General features: G+C 47.5%; 21 protein-coding genes. 13 read left to right on the top strand and 8 right to left on the bottom strand.

Annotated elements, in window-relative coordinates; all coding sequences use genetic code 11:
- Nucleotides 1-172 precede the first annotated feature (172 nt).
- The 4 genes from moaC to ACKU35_RS10480 are packed head-to-tail and all read right to left on the bottom strand — an operon-like array spanning nucleotide 173 to nucleotide 3285.
- Nucleotides 173-649 (bottom strand): cyclic pyranopterin monophosphate synthase MoaC, encoded by a 477-nt coding sequence (moaC, locus tag ACKU35_RS10495; protein WP_319759173.1) that lies wholly within the window; start codon nucleotides 647-649, stop codon nucleotides 173-175.
- A gap of 1 nt (nucleotide 650) precedes the next feature.
- Nucleotides 651-1769, bottom strand: coding sequence for a molecular chaperone DnaJ (gene dnaJ, locus ACKU35_RS10490; protein WP_319759172.1), 1119 nt, complete (start codon nucleotides 1767-1769; stop codon nucleotides 651-653).
- 3 nt (nucleotides 1770-1772) lie between these two features.
- Complete coding sequence (gene rpoZ / locus ACKU35_RS10485; RefSeq protein WP_319759171.1) at nucleotides 1773-1994, bottom strand: DNA-directed RNA polymerase subunit omega; 222 nt, start codon at nucleotides 1992-1994, stop codon at nucleotides 1773-1775.
- A 40-nt stretch (nucleotides 1995-2034) separates the two neighbouring features.
- A complete protein-coding gene (locus tag ACKU35_RS10480; protein WP_319759170.1) occupies nucleotides 2035-3285 on the bottom strand; it encodes a DUF4340 domain-containing protein in 1251 nt (416 codons plus the stop codon).
- Between the two features lie 260 nt (nucleotides 3286-3545).
- On the opposite strand from ACKU35_RS10480, the gene ACKU35_RS10475 reads away from it, so the two are divergent.
- From ACKU35_RS10475 to ACKU35_RS10415, 13 genes are all read left to right on the top strand, one after another.
- The gene (locus ACKU35_RS10475; RefSeq protein ID WP_319759169.1) at nucleotides 3546-4295 is read left to right on the top strand and encodes a tRNA 2-thiocytidine biosynthesis TtcA family protein; all 750 of its coding nucleotides are present in this window, start codon (nucleotides 3546-3548) and stop codon (nucleotides 4293-4295) included.
- A gap of 74 nt (nucleotides 4296-4369) precedes the next feature.
- Complete coding sequence (locus tag ACKU35_RS10470) at nucleotides 4370-5275, top strand: M23 family metallopeptidase (RefSeq protein ID WP_319759168.1); 906 nt, start codon at nucleotides 4370-4372, stop codon at nucleotides 5273-5275.
- Nucleotides 5276-5457: 182 nt separating this feature from the next.
- Nucleotides 5458-6261, top strand: a complete 804-nt coding sequence (gene fliR / locus ACKU35_RS10465; RefSeq protein WP_319759167.1) for a flagellar biosynthetic protein FliR — start codon at nucleotides 5458-5460, stop codon at nucleotides 6259-6261.
- 11 nt (nucleotides 6262-6272) lie between these two features.
- Nucleotides 6273-7334, top strand: coding sequence for a flagellar biosynthesis protein FlhB (gene flhB / locus ACKU35_RS10460; RefSeq protein ID WP_319759166.1), 1062 nt, complete (start codon nucleotides 6273-6275; stop codon nucleotides 7332-7334).
- A gap of 67 nt (nucleotides 7335-7401) precedes the next feature.
- Nucleotides 7402-9489, top strand: a complete 2088-nt coding sequence (gene flhA / locus ACKU35_RS10455) for a flagellar biosynthesis protein FlhA (protein ID WP_319759165.1) — start codon at nucleotides 7402-7404, stop codon at nucleotides 9487-9489.
- A 13-nt stretch (nucleotides 9490-9502) separates the two neighbouring features.
- Entirely contained in the window at nucleotides 9503-10591 is a 1089-nt protein-coding gene (locus ACKU35_RS10450) for a flagellar biosynthesis protein FlhF (protein WP_319759164.1), read from the top strand.
- Nucleotides 10592-10693: 102 nt separating this feature from the next.
- Entirely contained in the window at nucleotides 10694-11521 is an 828-nt protein-coding gene (locus ACKU35_RS10445; RefSeq protein ID WP_319759163.1) for a MinD/ParA family protein, read from the top strand.
- A complete protein-coding gene (locus tag ACKU35_RS10440; protein ID WP_319759162.1) occupies nucleotides 11463-12254 on the top strand; it encodes a FliA/WhiG family RNA polymerase sigma factor in 792 nt (263 codons plus the stop codon). The genes ACKU35_RS10445 and ACKU35_RS10440 overlap by 59 nt, the downstream gene beginning before the upstream one ends.
- Before the next feature lie 10 nt (nucleotides 12255-12264).
- Nucleotides 12265-12648, top strand: coding sequence for a chemotaxis response regulator CheY (locus ACKU35_RS10435; RefSeq protein ID WP_319759161.1), 384 nt, complete (start codon nucleotides 12265-12267; stop codon nucleotides 12646-12648).
- Nucleotides 12649-12749: 101 nt separating this feature from the next.
- A complete protein-coding gene (gene fliL, locus ACKU35_RS10430) occupies nucleotides 12750-13445 on the top strand; it encodes a flagellar basal body-associated FliL family protein (protein ID WP_319759160.1) in 696 nt (231 codons plus the stop codon).
- Nucleotides 13446-13450: 5 nt separating this feature from the next.
- Nucleotides 13451-13765 carry a hypothetical protein gene (locus tag ACKU35_RS10425; RefSeq protein ID WP_319759159.1) on the top strand — a complete coding sequence of 105 codons (315 nt, stop codon included), beginning with the start codon at nucleotides 13451-13453 and terminating at the stop codon, nucleotides 13763-13765.
- Between the two features lie 77 nt (nucleotides 13766-13842).
- On the top strand, nucleotides 13843-14253 hold the full coding sequence (locus tag ACKU35_RS10420) for a hypothetical protein (RefSeq protein ID WP_319759158.1): 411 nt from the start codon (nucleotides 13843-13845) through the stop codon (nucleotides 14251-14253).
- A gap of 61 nt (nucleotides 14254-14314) precedes the next feature.
- Nucleotides 14315-15148, top strand: coding sequence for a hypothetical protein (locus ACKU35_RS10415; protein ID WP_319759157.1), 834 nt, complete (start codon nucleotides 14315-14317; stop codon nucleotides 15146-15148).
- A gap of 27 nt (nucleotides 15149-15175) precedes the next feature.
- Here the strand turns inward: ACKU35_RS10415 and ACKU35_RS10410 are convergent, their stop codons facing one another.
- The 4 genes from ACKU35_RS10410 to ACKU35_RS10395 all read right to left on the bottom strand — a co-directional run bounded on the left by ACKU35_RS10410 (nucleotide 15176) and on the right by ACKU35_RS10395 (nucleotide 19522).
- Nucleotides 15176-17308: a methyl-accepting chemotaxis protein gene (locus tag ACKU35_RS10410; RefSeq protein WP_319759156.1), complete on the bottom strand. Its 2133-nt coding sequence runs from the start codon at nucleotides 17306-17308 to the stop codon at nucleotides 15176-15178.
- A 342-nt stretch (nucleotides 17309-17650) separates the two neighbouring features.
- Nucleotides 17651-17803, bottom strand: coding sequence for a hypothetical protein (locus ACKU35_RS10405; RefSeq protein ID WP_319759155.1), 153 nt, complete (start codon nucleotides 17801-17803; stop codon nucleotides 17651-17653).
- 96 nt (nucleotides 17804-17899) lie between these two features.
- Entirely contained in the window at nucleotides 17900-18166 is a 267-nt protein-coding gene (locus tag ACKU35_RS10400) for an RNA-binding protein (RefSeq protein ID WP_319759154.1), read from the bottom strand.
- 141 nt (nucleotides 18167-18307) lie between these two features.
- Nucleotides 18308-19522, bottom strand: coding sequence for a DEAD/DEAH box helicase (locus ACKU35_RS10395; RefSeq protein ID WP_319759153.1), 1215 nt, complete (start codon nucleotides 19520-19522; stop codon nucleotides 18308-18310).
- Nucleotides 19523-19589: the final 67 nt, after the last annotated feature.

Below are 19589 nucleotides of genomic sequence, written 5' to 3'. Positions count from 1 at the left end.
ACCTCTGTTTTGAGATTTACATAACTACTGAATAGGACCCTATTCAATAGGGGAATTGTCTTTGGTTTACGAACTAATCATTTTAATGAATAAACGCAAGTAGCTGAAAAAAGAAAAGCGGCGGGACTGATAATTCAGTCCCGCCGCTTTAATAGTTCGTAGTACTATAAGGCTACTCTGCCTTAAACACCCCGGACTTGCCGCCTTCTTTGTAGACGAGTCGTACATCGGTGATAATGACATCCTTCTGTACAGCCTTGCACATGTCGTAAATGGTGGCACAGGCGACTTGAACAGCCACCAAAGCTTCCATTTCGACCCCGGTTTTCCCGGTACAGCGGGCCTCGCCTTCCACTTCAATGCTAAGCTCAGCTTCGTTAACGGCAAAACGCACATCAACATAACTGAGCGCAATGGGGTGACAAAGAGGAATGAGACGATGAGTTTCCTTCGCTCCCATGATGCCTGCTATCTTCGCAGAGGCAAGGGCATCCCCTTTAGGGAGAGCCTGCTTCCGCAACAGATTGAAGGTCTCCTCGTTGAGGATGACCCGTCCCTTGGCGATGGCAGTTCTTTTGGTATCAGCCTTGGCGGCCACGTCTACCATAACAGCATTGCCTTCGGCATCAATGTGGGAAAACTCACTCATGCTACTCACCCATCACTTTATCTTTTGCTTTTTTGAAAAGCTTCTTGACCTTTTTCATAGGCTTCTCTTCGTCAAGAGCCTGAAATTCCCTGAGGAGCTCTTCCTGCCTGCTACTTAAACCGGTAGGAGTCTTGACCTTGATCTCTACCAGCAGGTCACCCTTATGGGAGCTGCCGAGATAAGGAAGACCGAGTCCGCGCAATTGAAAAACTTCACCACTTTGCGTGCCCTTGGGGATATCCATTTCAATGGGCTCATCAAGGGTGGGAATTTCCATCTTATACCCAAGTGCGGCCTGCACAAAGGTAACCTCGGAACTCAGAACCAGATCCTGTCCCTGACGTTTGAAAACCTTATCCGGCTCAACTGTGATGACCACATACAGGTCACCGTGAGGACCGCCGTTCATTCCGGCTTCACCCTCACCGCGCAGACGCAGTCGGGAACCGTTATCCACACCTGCAGGGATGCGGACATTCAAGTCCTTCTTCTTACGCACATATCCTGCGCCGTGACAGTCATGACAGGGCTTGGTGATAACCTTACCCCGACCGTTACAAGAAGGACAGGGAACAGATATGCGGAAGAATCCCTGAGTCTGTTCCACTGCACCCCTGCCGCCGCAATGGGAGCAGGTTTCAGGAGTAGTTCCGGGTTCAGATCCGCTTCCATCACATGTTTCACAGGTATCAGTAACCGGGATATTCAGCTCGACTTCGGTACCTTTGGCCGCTTCTCGGAAAGAAACGGTCAGATTATACCTTAAATCGGAACCGGCCTGCATGCGGTTTGCGCCGCGTCCGCCGGAAAATCCGAATATATCGCCGAAAATATCACCGAAAGCACCGAAAATATCTTCGGAAGACTGGAATCCGCCAAAGCCGCCGTTCATACCGTTCATGCCTTCATGGCCGAAACGGTCATAACGACTTCTTTTCTCAGGATCACGCAGAATATCGTATGCTTCTGCAGCTTCCTTGAATTTCTCTTCAGCTTCCGCGTTACCCGGATTACGGTCGGGGTGGAATTCCATGGCCTTCTTGCGGTAGGCCTTTTTAATTTCCCCTTCCTGGGCTTCCCTGGAAACCTCTAATACTTCATAATAACAACGTTTTGACATAGCTTATTCGCTGCCGGGCTTTTTTCCGTCAGCAGTGTGGTAGCTCTCGGGGATAACTTTGGTAGCCGCAATCTCCCTAAGAGCTGTTACGATTTCTTTGTTTTTGGATTCAACAAGAGGAGTGTAACCTTCACGGTACTGCTTCACTCTTTTAATGGCCATCTGGACAATAAGGAATCTGTTACCAACCTCAGCCAGACAATCTTCAACGGTGACTCTTGCCATGTTATCTCCAACACAATGGTTTTACCGGTACAAAGACCGGTTATTTTCTGAGAGGGATCTGCCCCTGCAGGTCTTCAAGCAGCTTATCGGAAACAGGGTAGTATCCGCTGCCGTCGCCCAGAGAGAGCCAGCATTGTCCGGTGGGAAGTTCTGGATCTGAAAAAAAGGACACTTTCACGACACGAGCGCCGTTTTCGTCCAGTAAGTCCAGGTCCATGACTTTTTCGGAACTTTCCGAAAGAGTCGCCACCGGTTCCGCCTCGAATTTTAATTCATTAAGTCGCCAAAGTGACATGTCAATGCCCAACAGCGGCTTTTTATCCTCAAAATTAATCCAACTCTTATCGGATTTAACTCCGATAAAAGTCTGGTTGCCTTGAACAACCTTCACAGAACCAAGCTTTCCAGTGGCAACGGAAACCACATTTCGCTGTTGCATGGCGAAAGCCTGTTTATCCAATTGTTCAAAATGTTCTTTGCTTAAAACAAAAAAACCGCTTTGGGATGAAGACCGGGCAGTATACAGTCCGTCTTCCCCGTCAGGTTCAAAAACTTCAAGAGTTTGGACCTTATTTCCGGGCATGGAAATTTCAATATTGACAGCAAGTTTGCTGTCAGCTCCCGGACCGTGGACAACAAGTCCCTTGGCCGGAACCTCAAGCAGGGAATGAAGAAAGAGATCCACATCCCCGTCACTGGCGGTTTTACCGCTTAACGGCGCCGGAAAAGAAAATTGGAAAGAGCCTTTCCTGCGGATAAGAGTCCATGAAACAGAACCTCCGTGTCCAAGTGAAACAGATTGAACACTGTCCGGCTGCCCCGGTAACAGGAATAAATTATAATAATGTTCTGCGGGAAATTCGCAGCGACTCACAAAATCTTTATCTATAAGAAATAAACTGTTTTTTGCCTTGGAGTTTAGAGCGTAAAAGCCTTCACCCGAAGGATTCCGGGAACCGACGACAACGGTCTGCTCATGCCCCCCGCCTACATCAATCCGTACACGAGGCTTTTCAAGCCCATATTCTGCTACACTGCCGCCCTCGACAGAACCGAGACATCGAAAGGCCTTATCCTGCTTCAGTACGTTAAGAAGAGTCTCCACTTTTTCAGGGTCGGCTTCAAGAGTTCCATTCCAGCCGTGCTGGACTACGCCCCACCCGTCCGCCCTGCGAACAAGAGAAAAGCAGACCTCTCCCTGAGGACACACATCTAGCCTGTCTACCTGCTTCACATCGACAACAGGCCAAACAGGCTCAACGCGCTCCACCGATTTTTTCGGGGAACTCAAATAAAAGGCTCCGCAAACAATGGAGACCAGAGTCAAAAAAAATAAAAACCTTTTCAGCACAAACAGCACCTTGGTATTAATAGACTCACGACACTTCAACAACGGAGCAATTTGCAACTATATGTGACATAAGCTTGCATGTCAATATCTTTTAAGGCATAATCCACATCTAATCAGTCTGGAATTTCCGGTCTGCTATTATTATTAAACATTACACTGTTTTTTTCTACTACTTATTAAACATGATTCGGAGAACCAAAATGGCGAAATGGGGAAAACTAAGCTTTGCCCAGAAAAAATGTGTATCAACCGTCGGAATGCTCATGCAGAAGACCGAGATGATCAAGGACGGAGACCGCATCGGGATCGCCGTTTCCGGAGGCGTGGACAGTTTCGTACTCATCCGCACCATGCTCATAAGACAGGCCATTATACCATTTAATATAGAACTGATGGTGTTACACGTCAACCCCGGCTTCATCCCGGACAGTCATTACCCGCTATCAAAATGGTGCCTTGAAAACGGAGTGGCCTCACACATTGAGCTTACAGACTTCGGACCTAGAGCCCATGGACCTGAGAATAAAAAAAAATCGGCATGTTTTTATTGCAGCAGATTAAGGCGCAAAAGACTCTTCGAGCTCTGTGACCAATACGACCTGACCCATCTGGCTCTCGGCCATACTGCCGACGACCTGGTTACTACCTTTCATATGAACATGCTTCATAATGGACGGGTTCAGGGCCTTTCCGCCAACGAATCTTTTTTTCAAGGAAAACTTAACCTTATCCGTCCGACCCTGATGCTCGAAAAGAAGTATATCAAGGCGGCTGCCCGTCAGTGGGAACTGCCCATCTGGAACAATAAGTGCCCATCCAACGACAACACCAAACGCAGCGAAATAAACAACTGGCTGGAGCAGGAATGGCGCAAAATGCCCGGATCAAGAAACAATACTTTTAATGCTTTAAGGCGCTGGCAGCTTGACTTAAATATGAAAACAACATAAAAATTTTTAAAATTAATTACGCCTGTTAATCAGAGACAAATAAACGTCATTACAAAGCAAGGCTTCAACCGATTATGCTATTTAAGAAATACCACGTAGTAATTTTTAAAAATCCCTGCGATAACGCCCGCAAATTCCAACTGCGAGGCTGGCTCTTTTTCTTCTTTTTCGCACTTATTGCAGGTCTGGCCGGGGGTAACATTTACTTATGGAAATATTACCAGAATTATTCCGGCCTTGAGAACAACCTTGCCCACGCGGAAAAGGCCGTTCAAGAGCAGAAAGCGCAATTACTTTCCCTTTCCCAGAAAATGCAGAATATTTCACAGGACCTCGACAGGGTCCGCAACTTTGACTCAAAACTGCGGGTAATGATCAATCTTGATCAGGGAAGTGTGCAAAAGACCGCCCCCAAAGGTGGATCTTCCGGAGCTGATTTTTCCAACAATTACCTGCCCCTTTACAGACAGGAACTCCTCGTCCGTAAAATGCATGACTTCCTTGCCCAGCTCGGAACTGAAGCCAAGCTTGAGGAAGTTAGACAGCAGGAAATCATCCATTCAATGCGTTCCAAGCAGGACGCGCTGGATGCCACACCGTCCATCTGGCCTGCTGAAGGCTGGGTAACCTCCCCCTTCGGCTGGAGAAGTTCACCCTTTACAGGAAAACGTGAATACCACAAAGGTGTAGATATCTCCTGCCCCATGGGAACTCCCATTTACGCACCTGCTAAAGGAACCGTTTCGTTCTCAGGAACGCAAGGCGGTTACGGTAAGCTCATCAAAATCAATCATGGCGCAAACCTCTCTACACGTTACGGTCACATGAAACAGCAGATCGTCAAGAAGGGACAGGTTGTAACCAGAGGCGAACTTATCGGCTACACAGGTAATACAGGACGTTCCACCGGACCGCATGTCCATTATGAAGTGCGCCTCGGCGGAGTTCCGGTAAACCCGATGCGCTACATCCTGAACTAGAGCGCATAAAATCAACTGCAAAGGTCCGTAAAGAGAAATCTTTACGGACCTTTTTCATTGTAGCGGATGCAAAAAAAAATAACTTTTCCTTTGAGCCGCCCTTTGCTCTCCGCCTCTCTTGGTGGTAATAGATTTTCAAGAATGGGTCCCTATTTTGCAGACTCATCTGAAACGAGGACAGCATGACTTTTTTTGATTTCAATCCCAGTGATCTTATGAGCTTTTACCTTACCCTCTTCAGGGTAAGTATTGTGCTGTTTTTAATGCCTTTTTTCGGGGGAAACTCAATACCAAATCCAGTGAAGGCTGCGCTGACCATTGTTTTGACGCTGGGAATATGGCCTCATGTTTCTTTCGACGGCAGCCTCATGCCGGCCAGCCCATACAACATCGCACTAATGATACTTGGCGAACTGGTACTTGGCCTGATAATAGGGATATCCGTTCACGTCATGTTCGCAGCGATCCAGACCGGTGGTAACCTCATCGGCGTACTCATGGGATTTTCCATGGTCAACGTCCTTGATCCATTAACCGGTACAAATGAATCGGTAACCGCCCACTTCCTATATATGTGCGCAATTCTGGTTTTCCTGAGCATCAACGGTCACCTATACCTGATGTCAGCCATGGTGGAGAGCTTTAAATACATCCCACCGGGGCAGGTTTTTATATCGTCCACCCTGACCAGCCAGATCATGTTGATTTCCAAAGACCTGTTCGTACTTGCGGTTAAAGTGGCTTCACCCATCATTGCCAGCATCTTTGTTGTAGACCTCGGACTCGCCTTGATCGGTAAAATGGCCCCGCAGATGAACGTTCTTATGCTTGGATTTCCCCTTAAAATCTTAACCGGATTTTTCGTGCTCAGCCTTGTCTTCACCGTTCTATCAATTCATGTACACGATTTTGTAGCCGACATGCCGGCGTATCTTTTGAGCATCATCAAGGCGGCCAGCCCGGTAAGCCCGCCAATAGGCAACTAGGAGGCGGCTTAATGTCTAAAGATCCTAGTAAAACCGAGAAGGCGACCCCCAAACGACTGAATAAAGCCCGTAGGGACGGGAGTGTCGCCAAAGGTGAAGAGATGGGCAAGGTCATGACCCTCATTGCGGGAGTCGTCTGCCTGCGGGTTATCATGGACTACTATTACGAACAGTTCTATGAAATTTTCCACTGGTTCTTTACCAAAGGTATTTTTACTCAACTGGATAAGCAGTCCGTCTACCAGCTGTTCCAATGGTCTTCTCAGAAACTGGCTGCAATCCTGCTGCCTTTATTCCTCTTCATCGCTTTTATCGCTTTTATCGTACTGCGTCTGCAGGTTGGACATCTGTGGACCACAAAGGTATTCAAGCCCAAATTTTCGAAGATGTTTAATCTTATGCAGGGCCTGAAAAGGCTGATGTTCGACATCAAAACAGCAATCAGACTTATCAAAAGCATGCTTTTCGCGATTATCGTAGGAATTGCCCCTTACTTAGTCATCAAGAATGAAGTCGGTAATTTCCTGCCACTCTTCTACACGGATGCGCATCAGCTGGCTATTTACATACTGAAAATCGGATATAAAATGGTCACCTATACCATGCTGCCCATGCTGGTTCTTGCTCTGGCAGACCTGTGGTATCAACGCTACAATTATCACGAAGAGATGAAGATGACCAAGGACGAAGTCAAAGATGAACATAAGCAGTCACAGGGTGACCCGAAAGTAAAGCAGCAGCAGAAACAAAAAATGATGGAAATCCTTCAGCAACGTATGATGGCGGAAGTGCCCAACGCGGACGTAGTCATCACCAACCCCACACACTTCGCCATCGCCTTGAAATATGATCCATTGGTAGCTCCCGCGCCGCTTGTTCTAGCGAAGGGAATGGATAAAGTAGCAGAACGCATTAAGGACGTTGCCCGCGAAAACAAAGTCCCAATTCGAGAAAATAAACCTTTGGCACAGGCCTTGTATAAACAGGTTGAGATCGGTGACATCATTCCGGAAGAACTTTATAAGGCTGTTGCGGCGATACTTGCGAAACTGAATAAATTTACCCGCAAATAAAGGCCTGTACACCTCTTCCGGGGTTAAAATGCCACAGTAAAATAGACCTGAAAGGGGTGTCAAAATCATGGCTACATCAAAAGCGATAAATTATGAGAAATTTGCCAAACAGGGCGATATCCTTCTCGCGGGCGGAGTTGTTGTTATTCTCTTCGTCATGCTCATCCCACTGCCTACGATGTTTATCGACTTCATGCTCAGTGTCAGTATCTCACTGGGACTGGTAATCCTGATTACCTCCATGTTTCTGCAGTCTCCTCTAGAATTTTCCATCTTCCCTACATTATTACTGGTTACCACACTGCTCCGGCTGGCACTGAACGTTGCCACCACCCGTGCCATCCTGCTGCACGGTGATGAAGGTACTTCGGCAGCGGGTAGCGTTATTCAGAGTTTCGGTGAATTTGTTGTCGGTGGTAACTACGTAATCGGTATTGTCATTTTCATGATCCTGTTCATCTTGAACAAAACCGTTATCGTATCCGGTACAACACGTATCGCAGAAGTAGCCGCAAGATTTACCCTTGATGCCATGCCCGGTAAACAGATGGCTATTGAGGCGGACCTCAACTCCGGCCTGATTGATGAAGACGAGGCAAGAGGCCAGCGTGAGAACCTGCGCCGCGAATCTGACTTTTACGGTGCTATGGACGGTGCCGGTAAGTTCGTACAGGGGGACGTTAACGCGGGCCTGATCATTACCGCCATCAACATCATCGGCGGAATTCTTATCGGTGTACTGCAGAAAAACATGGCTTGGACAGACGCCGCACAGACTTACACCCTGCTGACTATCGGTGACGGTCTCGTTTCCACCATCCCTTCACTTATTATTTCTACTTCCGCCGGTATTATTGTTTCCCGCGCGGCAGCTGAAGCCAAGATGGGTGAAGAGTTCATCGGTCAGCTTACTTTTCACTCCCGGGCACTTAAACTGGTATCAATTATCCTCATCGTATTCGGTATAGTTCCGGGCATGCCCACCATACCGTTCCTGACCCTTGCAGCCCTGATCTACGCTGTATCCATGCTCGGTCGTGATCTTGAAGCAGAGGACCAGAAAACAGAAGAGAAGGCCCAAAAAGCCAAAGCGGACCAGCCTGCACTGGACAGCCCAGAAGAAGTTCAGGCCCTGCTGCCTCTCGACTCTCTGGAACTGGAAGTCGGATACGGACTTATACCGCTGGTGGACGAAGAACAGAGCGGAAACCTGCTCTCGCGCATCCGCTCCATCCGCCGACAGTACGCTTTGGACATGGGTGTCATTATTCCGTCACTGCATTTGCGTGACAACCTGCAGCTTAAACCCGGTGAATATCGCGTAATCATCAAAGGCAACGCTGTGGCCTCCGCGGAAATCCTTATCGACCACCAGTTGGCCATGGACCCGGGCGATGCCAAACACAGAATTAAAGGTATCGAAACCGTCGAGCCCGCATTCAACCTTCCCGCCATCTGGATTCCAGATACCCAGAAGGAAGAAGCAATGCTCGCAGGATACACTGTTGTCGATCCTTCAACGGTTATTGCAACCCACCTTACCGAAGTATTCCGCCGCAACCTCGGTGAATTCCTCGGCAGACAGGAAACACAGGATCTGCTGGATAACCTTTCCAAGCGCGCTCCCAAGGCAGTTGAGGATCTCGTACCCAACATCCTTTCTCTGGGCGTGGTTCAGAAAGTGCTCCAGAACCTTGTCCGCGAAAGTGTTTCCATCCGTGACCTGCTGACCATTGTTGAAGCTCTGGCTGACTACGGTCCTTCCATTCAGGACCCCAACCAGCTTACTGAATACGTGCGCTCCCACATGAGCCGGACCATTATCAAGCCCTACCTTGCCAGTGACGGCAGCCTGCCGATCCTGACCTTCGGGCCCAACGCGGATAACAAGCTCAATGAAGCTATACGTTCTTCCGAAACAGGCGGCTTTCTGGCCCTTGATCCGGGCAGCGCCCAGCAGCTCATTCAAAGTGTCAACAATACGGCTGAAGGTGTAGTTGAAACTGACGGTCAGCCCGTACTTCTCTGTGCTCCTCAGCTGAGAAGCCACTTGGCTCAACTGATGGTACGCTTCTTGCCTAACATACCTGTAATATCGCAGGCAGAGATTCCTGCAAGCGTAAGAATCATGTCTGCGGGAACCGTAGAGATTTAAAAAGGTTGGTAACATGCGGGTAAAAACATTCAGAGGTAACAGCACTGCAGCGGTCTTCGCCGAAATCAAGGCGGAATTCGGCGACGACGCTATCATCCTCAGCAACAAATCTGTTGAAGAGGATGGACGCAAGATCCACGAGATCATGGTCGGCGTTGACACTCAGGAAGCCCCTGCTCCGGCAGCAGAGACACGCGAGGAAGTTCTCGATGACGCCATGAATAACATCCCGGACTGGAATCAGGAATGGAACCAGATCAAGGGACACATGATGGCGCTTCTGAAGCCCCAAATGAATCTGAACCTGCTGGCCCCCCGCCAGCGCCTTGCGCTGGAATACCTTGAGCGTGAAGGCGTCGAGAATAAAGTCATCCTCGACCTTTTTCAGCAACTGCGCGGTGACAAGTCCATGGCTATCCTGCCTGAGCTTGAGAAGATCGCTCCGGTACGCGCTCTTGATTCACGCAACTGGCCCCAGAAATTGCAGGCCCTCGCCGGACCGCACGGCGCAGGAAAGACATCAACCATCATCCGCTTAGCCCTCAAGGAAAAGAAAGAAAATCCGGCAGCACGCATCTGCCTTGCCTCTGCAGATCAGGGACATGGAAAAGGACGCCTCGTCCTTCGCCACTATGCCGACCTTTCCGGACTTGAATTCAGGGAACTGTCCAGCCGTGAAGATTTCGCCAAGCTGATCGGCGAGAGCCAAAAATTTGACCGGGTTTTTATCGACCTGCCCGGACTATCAGGCAATGCGGAACTGGAAGGCTGGCTGGCCGCCTGCGGAATGCACGGGCCATGCGATCTCGCTGTACATCTGGTCCTCAATCCATACTACGCCCCGGCACAATACACGGCCTTCCTGAAAAAATTTAAATCCGACAAAGTAAAAAGCCTCATCTGGACTAAACTGGATGAAGCCTGCAACTTCGGCGCACTGGTTAACACATCTTACGAAAGCGGACTTCCTGTTTCCCTGCTTTCATACGGTTCCCGCCTGCGGAACAGCATGAAACCGGCCAGTGAAAAAGACTTCTGGAGACTGGTCTTCAAGCACCAGCTCCCAACCGAAGAAAAGCTGGAATTTGCCAAGGCTGTTTAAAAGCCTTTTTCCGGAAAATTAGGCAAATAGAGCACAATATTCGTTGCATAAAAACAGATGGCAACGTAAACAGTATAGATAAATAAGAATAGGGTGATACAAATGAGTTCCAATCTTCCCATGGTATTTTCAGTAACCTCCGGTAAGGGGGGGGTAGGCAAGACAAATATTTCCGTAAACCTAGCCTACAACTTAAGCCGCATGGGCAAGAAAGTCTTGCTGCTGGATGCCGACCTCGGCCTTGCAAATGTCGACGTTCTGCTTGGTATTGCACCCAAGTACAACCTGTTTCACCTCTTCCACGAAGGGACCGGAATCAGGGAAGTCCTCTACAAGACAGATTACGGATTCCATATTCTCCCGGCTTCTTCCGGAGTAAGCGACATGGTCTCCCTTTCTACTGGCCAAAAACTGGACCTGCTGGAAGCCATGGATCACCTTGAAGAAGAAATTGATTACCTTATTGTCGATACCGGAGCGGGCATTAACGATAATGTACTGTACTTCAATCTTGCAGTTCAGGAACGCCTCCTGGTTTTGACCCCGGAGCCGACATCCCTTACCGATGCCTACGCCCTGATCAAAGTAATGAAGCTTAATCACGGGGTTGACAAATTCAAGGTTATGGTAAACATGGCACCGGACGTAAAAAGTGCCAAAGAAGTATTCAAAAAGCTCTACATGGCCTGTGACCATTTCCTGAGCGGAGTTTCACTGGATCTTGTGGGGGTTATCCCTCGCGATCAGAACATGCGCCAAGCGGTTATTAAACAAACCCCGCTATGCAGTTTTGCTCCCTCAAGTCCTGCTTGTGTTCAAATTGCTGAAGCTGCTAAAAAAATAACTAAATGGAAAGCGACATCCGAGCTAGATGGTAATATCAAGTTCTTCTGGAAAAAACTTCTCTTCCAAGAACAGTCCGTGGCTTAATTTAGAGTCCGGGGCTACTGATTGGGAAGATTTTCCGCCCGCAGATCAAGAGGCGATAGTACGGCATTATTCACCCAAAATCCGTATTATTGCACTCCGCATGAAAGCCAAGCTCCCGCAGAATGTGGAGCTAGGAGAGCTGATTAGTGCCGGAAGTCTGGGACTAGTAGAATCACTTGGAAAATTTCGGCCTGAGCTGAAAATCAAGTTTGAAACCTATGCGGAAAACCGCATCAAAGGTGCCATGCTTGACGAGCTAAGGCGCATGGACTGGTTTTCACGCGGACTGCGGCATAAAGTAAAGACCATTGAAAACAGCATCCATGAACTTGAGCACGAAACAGGTGAAAAACCGACCAGCGCTCAAATTGCAGAAGCGACCGGATTCTCTGCCAAAGAAGTGCAGCAGGGACTTGAGGCCCTGCAAAACCAACTCTGCGTCAATCTTGATGCCTTTAATGATAATATTCCCAGCAATAAAGATTCACAGCTAGACGATGAACCTTTCCAAAATGCTGTTTTTCAAGAAACAGTGGACAAGGTAGCTGATCTGATTGATAATTTGACGCCGAGAGAAAAACTGGTATTATCTCTGTACTACGGAGAGGAACTCAATATGAAAGAGACCTCCGAAGTTATGGAGATTACAGAAGGCAGGGTTTCACAGTTACATTCTCAGGCCTTGAAAAAATTGAGAAAAATGTTCCAAGATAAATATCATACGGAACCTTAAGGAGAAATAAATGGCGATTAATTACTCTATGAAAGTTCTTGTTGTGGATGACTTCGCAACTATGCGGCGTATTATCAAAAACATACTCCGCCAGATCGGTTTCACAAACATAGTAGAAGCTGATGACGGAACCACAGCATGGGAAACTCTGAATAAAGATGACAGCATCGAATTTATCGTTTCCGACTGGAACATGCCGCAGATGACTGGCATCGAGCTCCTGCGAAAAGTAAGAGCGAGTGAAGAATTCGCAGATCTCCCGTTCCTGATGGTTACAGCTGAAGCACAGCAGGAAAACATCATCGAAGCTGTTCAGGCAAAGGTTTCCAACTACATTGTAAAACCTTTCACTCCTGACACCCTCGGCCAGAAAATCAACAAAATTTTTGAATAAAAAGATCCTGTCCGGCAGGTATTTTCCTACTTACCTGCCGGACTCTTTCAGACGGCAATTAAACATTTTCCGTCCGGAACCTTGTCCTTCAGGATACGCGCATGATCTTCCTCGCTCTTGATGATAATGATGACTCTGAATCTGGGGAAGAGACTCAATCTTCGGCCCCTGATAACAAAGCAGCCCGAAAGGTAGAGCTGGACCTTGATGACGCACCTTTTCTAGAAGATGAGGACGAAGAGGACGATCTTCCGGAAGAAGAACCGGAAGAACTTGATTCGCTTGAAGAAGCACCTGTCGAGAAAAAATCAAAAACCAAGCTTTTGATTTTCATCGGAATCGGCGTTATTATCCTCTTACTGGGCGCTATTCTGGTAAAACTTTTCTTATTTGACTCCCCTCCACCGCCTGAAAAAAAGCCCGCTGTTGAAGAAAAAGTGGAAGAAATTCCCACACAAGCCCCACCGCCGCCTCCGCCGCCGGAAGAACCGGGGGTGACGCTGCTGCGTATGGAACCTTTCTGGATTGAACAAAAAGATGGGGATAACCATACCAGATTCCTTATTGCCCGCTTCGCCATGACCACAACGGATGAAAGAGTTGTTGCTGAATATGGCCGCAAGACTCTGATTCTGCGTGATGCGGTATACTTTTATCTCAAAAATAAAGATTTACAGTTTTTGGCCGATAAGAAAAATGCAGATAAGCTGAAAAAAGATCTGCTTATGGTTATCAACCAGTATATAGTTGCTGGCGAATTTGAGAAAATCCTGTTTGAGGAGTATCTCGTGAGGTAAAAATCATGCCCGGTACCTTGGATATGCCCCTGATCATTTCGCAACTTGCGAATGTCCAGAAGATTTCCAACTCTGAAGTTACGAAGGCGCAACTTCAGCAGACACTCATGATCAACCCTCAAGAGCAGGAAAATAACAAAAACGCCCAGAAGCAGATACAGAAGGCCGAAAAGGACGAAGCCGCCATTTCCGTAAGCGATGAAAAAGCAGGAAACAACGGCGGACAGCATTCCAAGCGCCAGAAGAAGCAAAAAGAAGAAGAACCGGAAGAAGAAAAGCAGTCCCCGTGGTCCGGAAATATAATCAATGTAAGGATTTGATCTTACGAGCCTATTGCCCTTCTCCAGCAAACAGGGCAAACTGTTGTGGATTCGATAAACCTCTACCATAGCTAATTATGACTGTATTCCTGCTCATTTTCTTTTCCGTAACAGAGATCGCCCTGCTGATCACTGTAATCTTTTTCTTTCTCAGGCTGCGCAAATCCGAAGAGCTGGTCACACAACTTCAGACCAAGCAGGAAGAATTTGTTAAGAAGCTTCAGTTCAACACCCAGCTTGAAAATGAATTGATGAACTCTTTTGCCGAACGGCAGGAAGAGCTGGCCCAGCTTGATATGATGCTCGACCGCAAGTCCAAAAAGCTTAAAAAGATTCTCTCCCAGGCTGAAGAATTCTCACGTTCGCCGCAATTCCTGCGCCAGATCATCCTGACCGGGCATAAAGAAGGTAAGCCTATAAGCAGGCTTGCCAAGGCAACCGGTCTGTCCATTGAAGAAGTAGAACTTATTATCGACCAGCATAGTTGAATTCAAACTGCAAAATAACTTCAGCCGCCAAAGGCAAAATATAAATCAGGATTGACCCGTCATGAAAATTTCAAGGTACGGAAAGCGGGAATTCAGCGGAGGCGGCAATAAACCCTCGGCAAGATCAGCCATATTTCGAAAAAAATTTTCAGTTGGTGATATACTTCAAGGCAAACTGCTCAAATGGTATCAGCCAAAGCTAGGCTGGATATTAATTCAGGACCTTGAACTGCTGGCAAGCATCCAGACCAACGCATCCCCCGGAGACATACTCACCTTTCATGTCGAGCAACTATATCCGGACATAATCCTCAAAGAAATCGACCCTGCACATCTTACAAATCAGGGAGCATACATTAATCCGGCGGAGGCGACCCGTAGATTCGTAAGCAACCGGGCCGCGTTCCAATCTCAGGCAAGCTCTATTTTCAAGCTGATTCAAGCGGAAAAGATCGCCGGCGCGGAAGAGCGCAAAGAGAAATTTCTGGATATGCTCAAAAATGACGTAAAAACCGCGGTTATGTTTTTTAAGACGCTAAGCTGCGCAGCCCAGCTCAATTCAGTGCTTTCATCCACAAAACTATACTACATGCCGTGGCTGGTTCCCTGCGGGATGAATCAGGAAATTGTGCTCAAAACGAGATATGACAAAGAGAATCCTGAGAACTCGTTCTACGAGATGCTCTTCTCGCTGGATCTGCCACCGTCAACCCCTGCACGCTTCAAAATTATGTACAAAAATCCCCAGTGCGGATTCAAAATGCTGGCAGATGATCCTCGTTTAAAAGCTCTGCTTGAACCGGAATTAAAACATAGTTTCCCGGAATTTCTCGGCACCGAACGCATTCCGGTCCATAATGCTGGCGGGGCACTTTCTGAGCTGTTAGCAGGTTAAACACGGAAGAACATTTCGGTCGCCCAGCTAATCCTTATCAACCCTAAATGCGGCGACTTCTTCCTCAAGACTGCCAACTGAATTGGCAAGCTGCTCTGTAATGCTCGCAAATTCAGCCAAAGTATCCTTGGTCTGAATGGAAGTTTCGCTGAGCTGGACCATGGCCTTGCTGATCTGCTCCGCACCCTCGCTCTGGTTCTGCATGCCCTCATTAACCGATTCAAAACGGGGTGTCAGAGTCTGTACCTGAGTGACGACACCTGAGATTCCCTCGCCGAGCGCGGCTACATTGCTGACCCCGTTTTCCACCTGCTTGCGGAATTTATCCATTTCCATAACCCCGGCGGAAACGGCGGAAAGCATTTCGGCCACAATCTTCTCAATATCAAGTGTAGACATGGCAGTCTGATCGGCGAGCTTACGGATTTCCCGTGCAACCACGGAAAATCCCTGACCGAACTCACCGGCCTTTTCCGCTTCAATAGCAGCATTCAGGGAAAGCAGGTTAATCTGTTCTGAAATTTTAGAAATAGAAGTTACCACCGAACTGATATTGGCTGCCTTGGAATTAATAACCGACAATTTTGAAAAGATGCCTCCGGATGCATCACTCATGACATCCATGGTAACCCCCATCTCATTAAGATCGCGAACTCCCTGAGCGGCCAGTTCGCCTGTTGAGACGGCTACAGTTGTTGATTCGTTCATGGTCCGGGCCAACTCCTGAGAAGTGGCGGAAATCTCACGGGAAGAACTGCCCAGTTCCTGTGTGGCCGCAGCCTGATTCTCCACCGCGGCTTCAAGCTGATTGATAGCGGTTCCAAGTTTGAGGGCGGAACCGGCAACCTGATCCCCGGAAATCTGAACCTGACTGACCAATGAATTAAGAGTCATCAGCATGGTGTGAATGGATTTAACTAGATGGTCGACTTCATCAAACCTTTTTTCCCTACCGGTTTCAAAAGAATCAACAACCTTTTTCAGATGTCCCTTGTCCGTAGACATGGCAAAAACTTTTTTCGCTTCACGCAAATCTCCCTTGGATACATGAAAAGCTACCTTGGAGACACTGCGAATAGGTAAACAGATTCTGCGGACAACATAATAAATTACTAGAATTGTCAGCAGAAGGATAATTAAACTGATCGCGCCCTGTTTCATGATCAATTCTTTCATCGGAGCATAAATTTCCGCCATGGGAACAGTGGAAGCCACATACCAGCCCATGGGAGCGTAAAAACGAACATACGATTGACGATCGACAATTTCACCGTCATGCCGGCGCACCTTAAAATCAAGACGCCATTCTCCAAGCTTACCGACTTCTTTTAAATCATGAATCAGTGTATGCCCGGTGTTCAGGTTTATGGTGTTTTTGAAATCAGGACCGGCACCGAGTGGAGGCACCAGAACATTTTTATCATTATCAAAAATAAAAAGCCGCCCTGTATCGGCAAGACGAATCCGGGAAAAACCTTTACGCATTTCCGCGATCAGATCTCTCCGCTGTCTTTCTACTGCGGCCTCAATATCATCAACGTAAGCACCGGTTCCGATAATCCAGTTCCACTGCGGATAACCTTTTACATAGAGAATTTTGGAATTGGAATCGGACTCATCTAATCGCGGCCACAGGAGCTCCAGATACCCTCCTCCTTCCTCTGTGGCCTTACGTATCATATCCGGTCCGAAAGCATACCCGTTTTTATCCACCAGTTTTGATAAATCGTGCCCTTCAAGACTCCGGTTAGGGTGTGCAAGCGATAACAACTTGTCCGTATGAATAAAAAAATAATCATTATTGAAATATCTGGTCTGCCGGGCAAGGCGATAGGCGGCTTCCTTGGCCTGATCCTCAGTGAGCTTGCCGGACTTATACAGGGCATAAAAATTATCAATCTGCCCTACAAAAATAGACATGGCATCTTTAATGGCCTGTTTGCGATCATCGAAAGCGTGATCACGGTAGCGATCAAGTGCCTGATAGCCTTCCTGAAGATAAAGCATGCCCATTCTGATGGTATTACGGGCAGTGCGGCCCTGCGCCTCAACCATATCATCTTCAAGGGTGGAGCCGGTTAACAGCAGTGTAGCCAGAGTTGAGGCAACAACAACAGCAGCGACTATGTATGAAATTCTAGTACTGATTGACCGGAACATTTATTCTCCTTGAAATATATGGATACTAACTGGATCTCGAATTTAATATTTCATTTTTACCGCTGCTACCAGTGGAGTCAAGTCCGGACCATAAATATGTGTACATAAAAACCGCAGCAACGGCCAATATAAGGGCTTACCTGTCCCTAACTCTTAGTACATCTGAAAAGTATAAGACTGCTATCGACGTCTTCTACAATAAAAAAAAGGCTATTCAGCATCCAGTGCTAAACAGCCTTTTTTATGGTCAATTTTAATCTTATACTTGGGGGAGCTTGAACCCACGGCCTCTTTAGCGCAGTTAAGGGATTAAAATCATTACTGCACTTCATGAAGAAGCAGCTACTCGGCGTCATTTTCCAGCACAACATCTTCTTCTGCCCTTTCCTGATCATCTTGTTTTTTCGCCAACTTGCGTTGCTTTTTTTCTTCCTTTTTTTTCTTCTTAGCCAACTCTTTCTGACGTTTAGCAAATGAATAATTCGGCTTTGCCATAGCGATCTCCTTTTTTGTTATTAAATCTATAAATAAGTAAGAACCGCCCCTCACCAGGAGGGGCGGTCAATATAACCTGCTAAGAAGCAGAAAAAACTACCAACGCGGACGTTCGACTTTAGGCTTGGCTTCATTAACCTTAAGGTTACGACCACCCATATCCTGACCATCCAGAGCATCGATGGCGGACAGAGCAGCAGAATCGTCGCTCATTTCGACGAAACCGAAGCCACGAGGACGGCCGGTTTCACGATCTTCGATCAATTTAACGGAAAGAACTTCACCATGAGCTTCAAAAGCGTTACGAACTTCATCTTCAGTGGTGGACCATGCGAGATTACCGACATAAATATTCTTAGACATAATTTTTACCTATTCTTGTTGTGACGCTCACCTTTACTTTAAGATGATCCGTCTTTGTGATTGTTTATTTCTAATTCAAACATCCAATCCTACCCATCAAAAAGATATTGGCAGGATAGAAAAATATCAGGCAGCAGATCGCTAAGCGCGTAAAGGCTTGCGTTTGCGCCGTCTTCCAGTTGTCCTCACAGGTGAATGTGAAGATAACTTTATTGGTTTTGCACTTTTGTCTCTGCTTGTTCCATGAGCAGAATGGGCATCTTGTTCAATCGACACATCCATTACCCTTTGAATGTCACGAAGTTGAGATGCGTCTTCCGATGTAACCAGGCTTATTGCATGGCCGGAGCGCCCTGCCCTGCCAGTCCTGCCAATTCGGTGCGTGTAAGTTTCGACAGAGTCAGGCATATCGTAATTTACGACGTGGGTGATACGATCACAATCAATACCGCGAGCAACGATATCAGTCGCGACCAGAATCGAGTAACGACCATCGCGAAAGCCTTTTAATGCTCTTTCACGCTGTCCTTGACTCATATTTCCCTGCAGGACTGTGGTGTTATACCCGCTATCGCCAAGCTTTCGAGAAAGATTTTTGGCTTTGTGCTTGGTACGGGTAAAAATCAGCATGCTCTTATGCTCTGATCTTGTAATGATTTCATCCAGCAATGCGCTCTTTCTGGCATTCTGCGTCTTGTAGAAGACATGCTCTACGCTAGAGACAGGAGAAGTTGCATTAATCTGAACAGTTTTGGGATTCACAAGGATGCGCTTCGTCAAAGCCAGGATGGATTTAGGCATGGTCGCGGAAAAAAGCAGATTCTGCCTCTTTACCGGAAGTTTAGCGATAACCCGCTTGATGTCAGGCAGAAAACCCATATCAAGCATTCTATCCGCTTCATCCAGCACAAGTGTATCTACATCTTTAAGATCAACGTCCCCACTTGCCATGAGTCTGACCAGCCGTCCCGGACAGGCAACGATGATATTAGAAGTGCTGAATGCCTTGATTTGCGGCCGCATGCCAACGCCGCCGATAACGATACTACTGGTGATGTCTGTTTGGCGGGCAAGAGCTCTGAAACTCTCATCAATCTGAATAGCCAACTCACGCGTAGGGGCCAGTACCAGTACACGCGGGCCTCTATTAGAGGAAGTACTGGTAAGGAGCTTTTGCATAATAGGCAGAGCGAACGCGGCAGTCTTGCCTGTGCCCGTCTGTGCCAATCCCATCACATCATGCCCACTCTGAACCAGCGGTATGGCTTTGCGTTGAATGGGTGTGGGAGTGTCATAGCCGCAGAGTTTGACGCCGGCGTTGATGCGACGGTCAAACGAAAAATCTGTAAAGGTCATAAAAGCCTTGGAAAAAAGTAAGAAATACGACGAAACGTGACAACGGTCGAGCCCGGATTTACCGGGT

Origin of the sequence: Maridesulfovibrio sp., from assembly GCF_963676065.1 — a bacterium.
Lineage (GTDB): Bacteria > Desulfobacterota > Desulfovibrionia > Desulfovibrionales > Desulfovibrionaceae > Maridesulfovibrio.
The sequence above is the reverse complement of the archived record's forward strand: the minus strand, read 5'-3'. Positions and strand labels throughout refer to the sequence as shown.

Coding starts and splice junctions, on each gene's coding strand:
- ACKU35_RS10400 (WP_319759154.1), bottom strand. CDS start 18,166: ATGTCTAAGAATATTTATGTCGGTAATCTCGCATGGTCCACCACTGAA.
- ACKU35_RS10450 (WP_319759164.1), top strand. CDS start 9,503: ATGCGGGTAAAAACATTCAGAGGTAACAGCACTGCAGCGGTCTTCGCC.
- flhA (WP_319759165.1), top strand. CDS start 7,402: ATGGCTACATCAAAAGCGATAAATTATGAGAAATTTGCCAAACAGGGC.
- ACKU35_RS10395 (WP_319759153.1), bottom strand. CDS start 19,522: ATGACCTTTACAGATTTTTCGTTTGACCGTCGCATCAACGCCGGCGTC.
- rpoZ (WP_319759171.1), bottom strand. CDS start 1,994: ATGGCAAGAGTCACCGTTGAAGATTGTCTGGCTGAGGTTGGTAACAGA.
- moaC (WP_319759173.1), bottom strand. CDS start 649: ATGAGTGAGTTTTCCCACATTGATGCCGAAGGCAATGCTGTTATGGTA.
- ACKU35_RS10425 (WP_319759159.1), top strand. CDS start 13,451: ATGCCCGGTACCTTGGATATGCCCCTGATCATTTCGCAACTTGCGAAT.
- fliR (WP_319759167.1), top strand. CDS start 5,458: ATGACTTTTTTTGATTTCAATCCCAGTGATCTTATGAGCTTTTACCTT.
- dnaJ (WP_319759172.1), bottom strand. CDS start 1,769: ATGTCAAAACGTTGTTATTATGAAGTATTAGAGGTTTCCAGGGAAGCC.
- ACKU35_RS10405 (WP_319759155.1), bottom strand. CDS start 17,803: ATGGCAAAGCCGAATTATTCATTTGCTAAACGTCAGAAAGAGTTGGCT.
- ACKU35_RS10435 (WP_319759161.1), top strand. CDS start 12,265: ATGGCGATTAATTACTCTATGAAAGTTCTTGTTGTGGATGACTTCGCA.
- ACKU35_RS10410 (WP_319759156.1), bottom strand. CDS start 17,308: ATGTTCCGGTCAATCAGTACTAGAATTTCATACATAGTCGCTGCTGTT.
- fliL (WP_319759160.1), top strand. CDS start 12,750: ATGATCTTCCTCGCTCTTGATGATAATGATGACTCTGAATCTGGGGAA.
- ACKU35_RS10415 (WP_319759157.1), top strand. CDS start 14,315: ATGAAAATTTCAAGGTACGGAAAGCGGGAATTCAGCGGAGGCGGCAAT.
- flhB (WP_319759166.1), top strand. CDS start 6,273: ATGTCTAAAGATCCTAGTAAAACCGAGAAGGCGACCCCCAAACGACTG.
- ACKU35_RS10420 (WP_319759158.1), top strand. CDS start 13,843: ATGACTGTATTCCTGCTCATTTTCTTTTCCGTAACAGAGATCGCCCTG.
- ACKU35_RS10470 (WP_319759168.1), top strand. CDS start 4,370: ATGCTATTTAAGAAATACCACGTAGTAATTTTTAAAAATCCCTGCGAT.
- ACKU35_RS10475 (WP_319759169.1), top strand. CDS start 3,546: ATGGCGAAATGGGGAAAACTAAGCTTTGCCCAGAAAAAATGTGTATCA.
- ACKU35_RS10440 (WP_319759162.1), top strand. CDS start 11,463: ATGGTAATATCAAGTTCTTCTGGAAAAAACTTCTCTTCCAAGAACAGT.
- ACKU35_RS10445 (WP_319759163.1), top strand. CDS start 10,694: ATGAGTTCCAATCTTCCCATGGTATTTTCAGTAACCTCCGGTAAGGGG.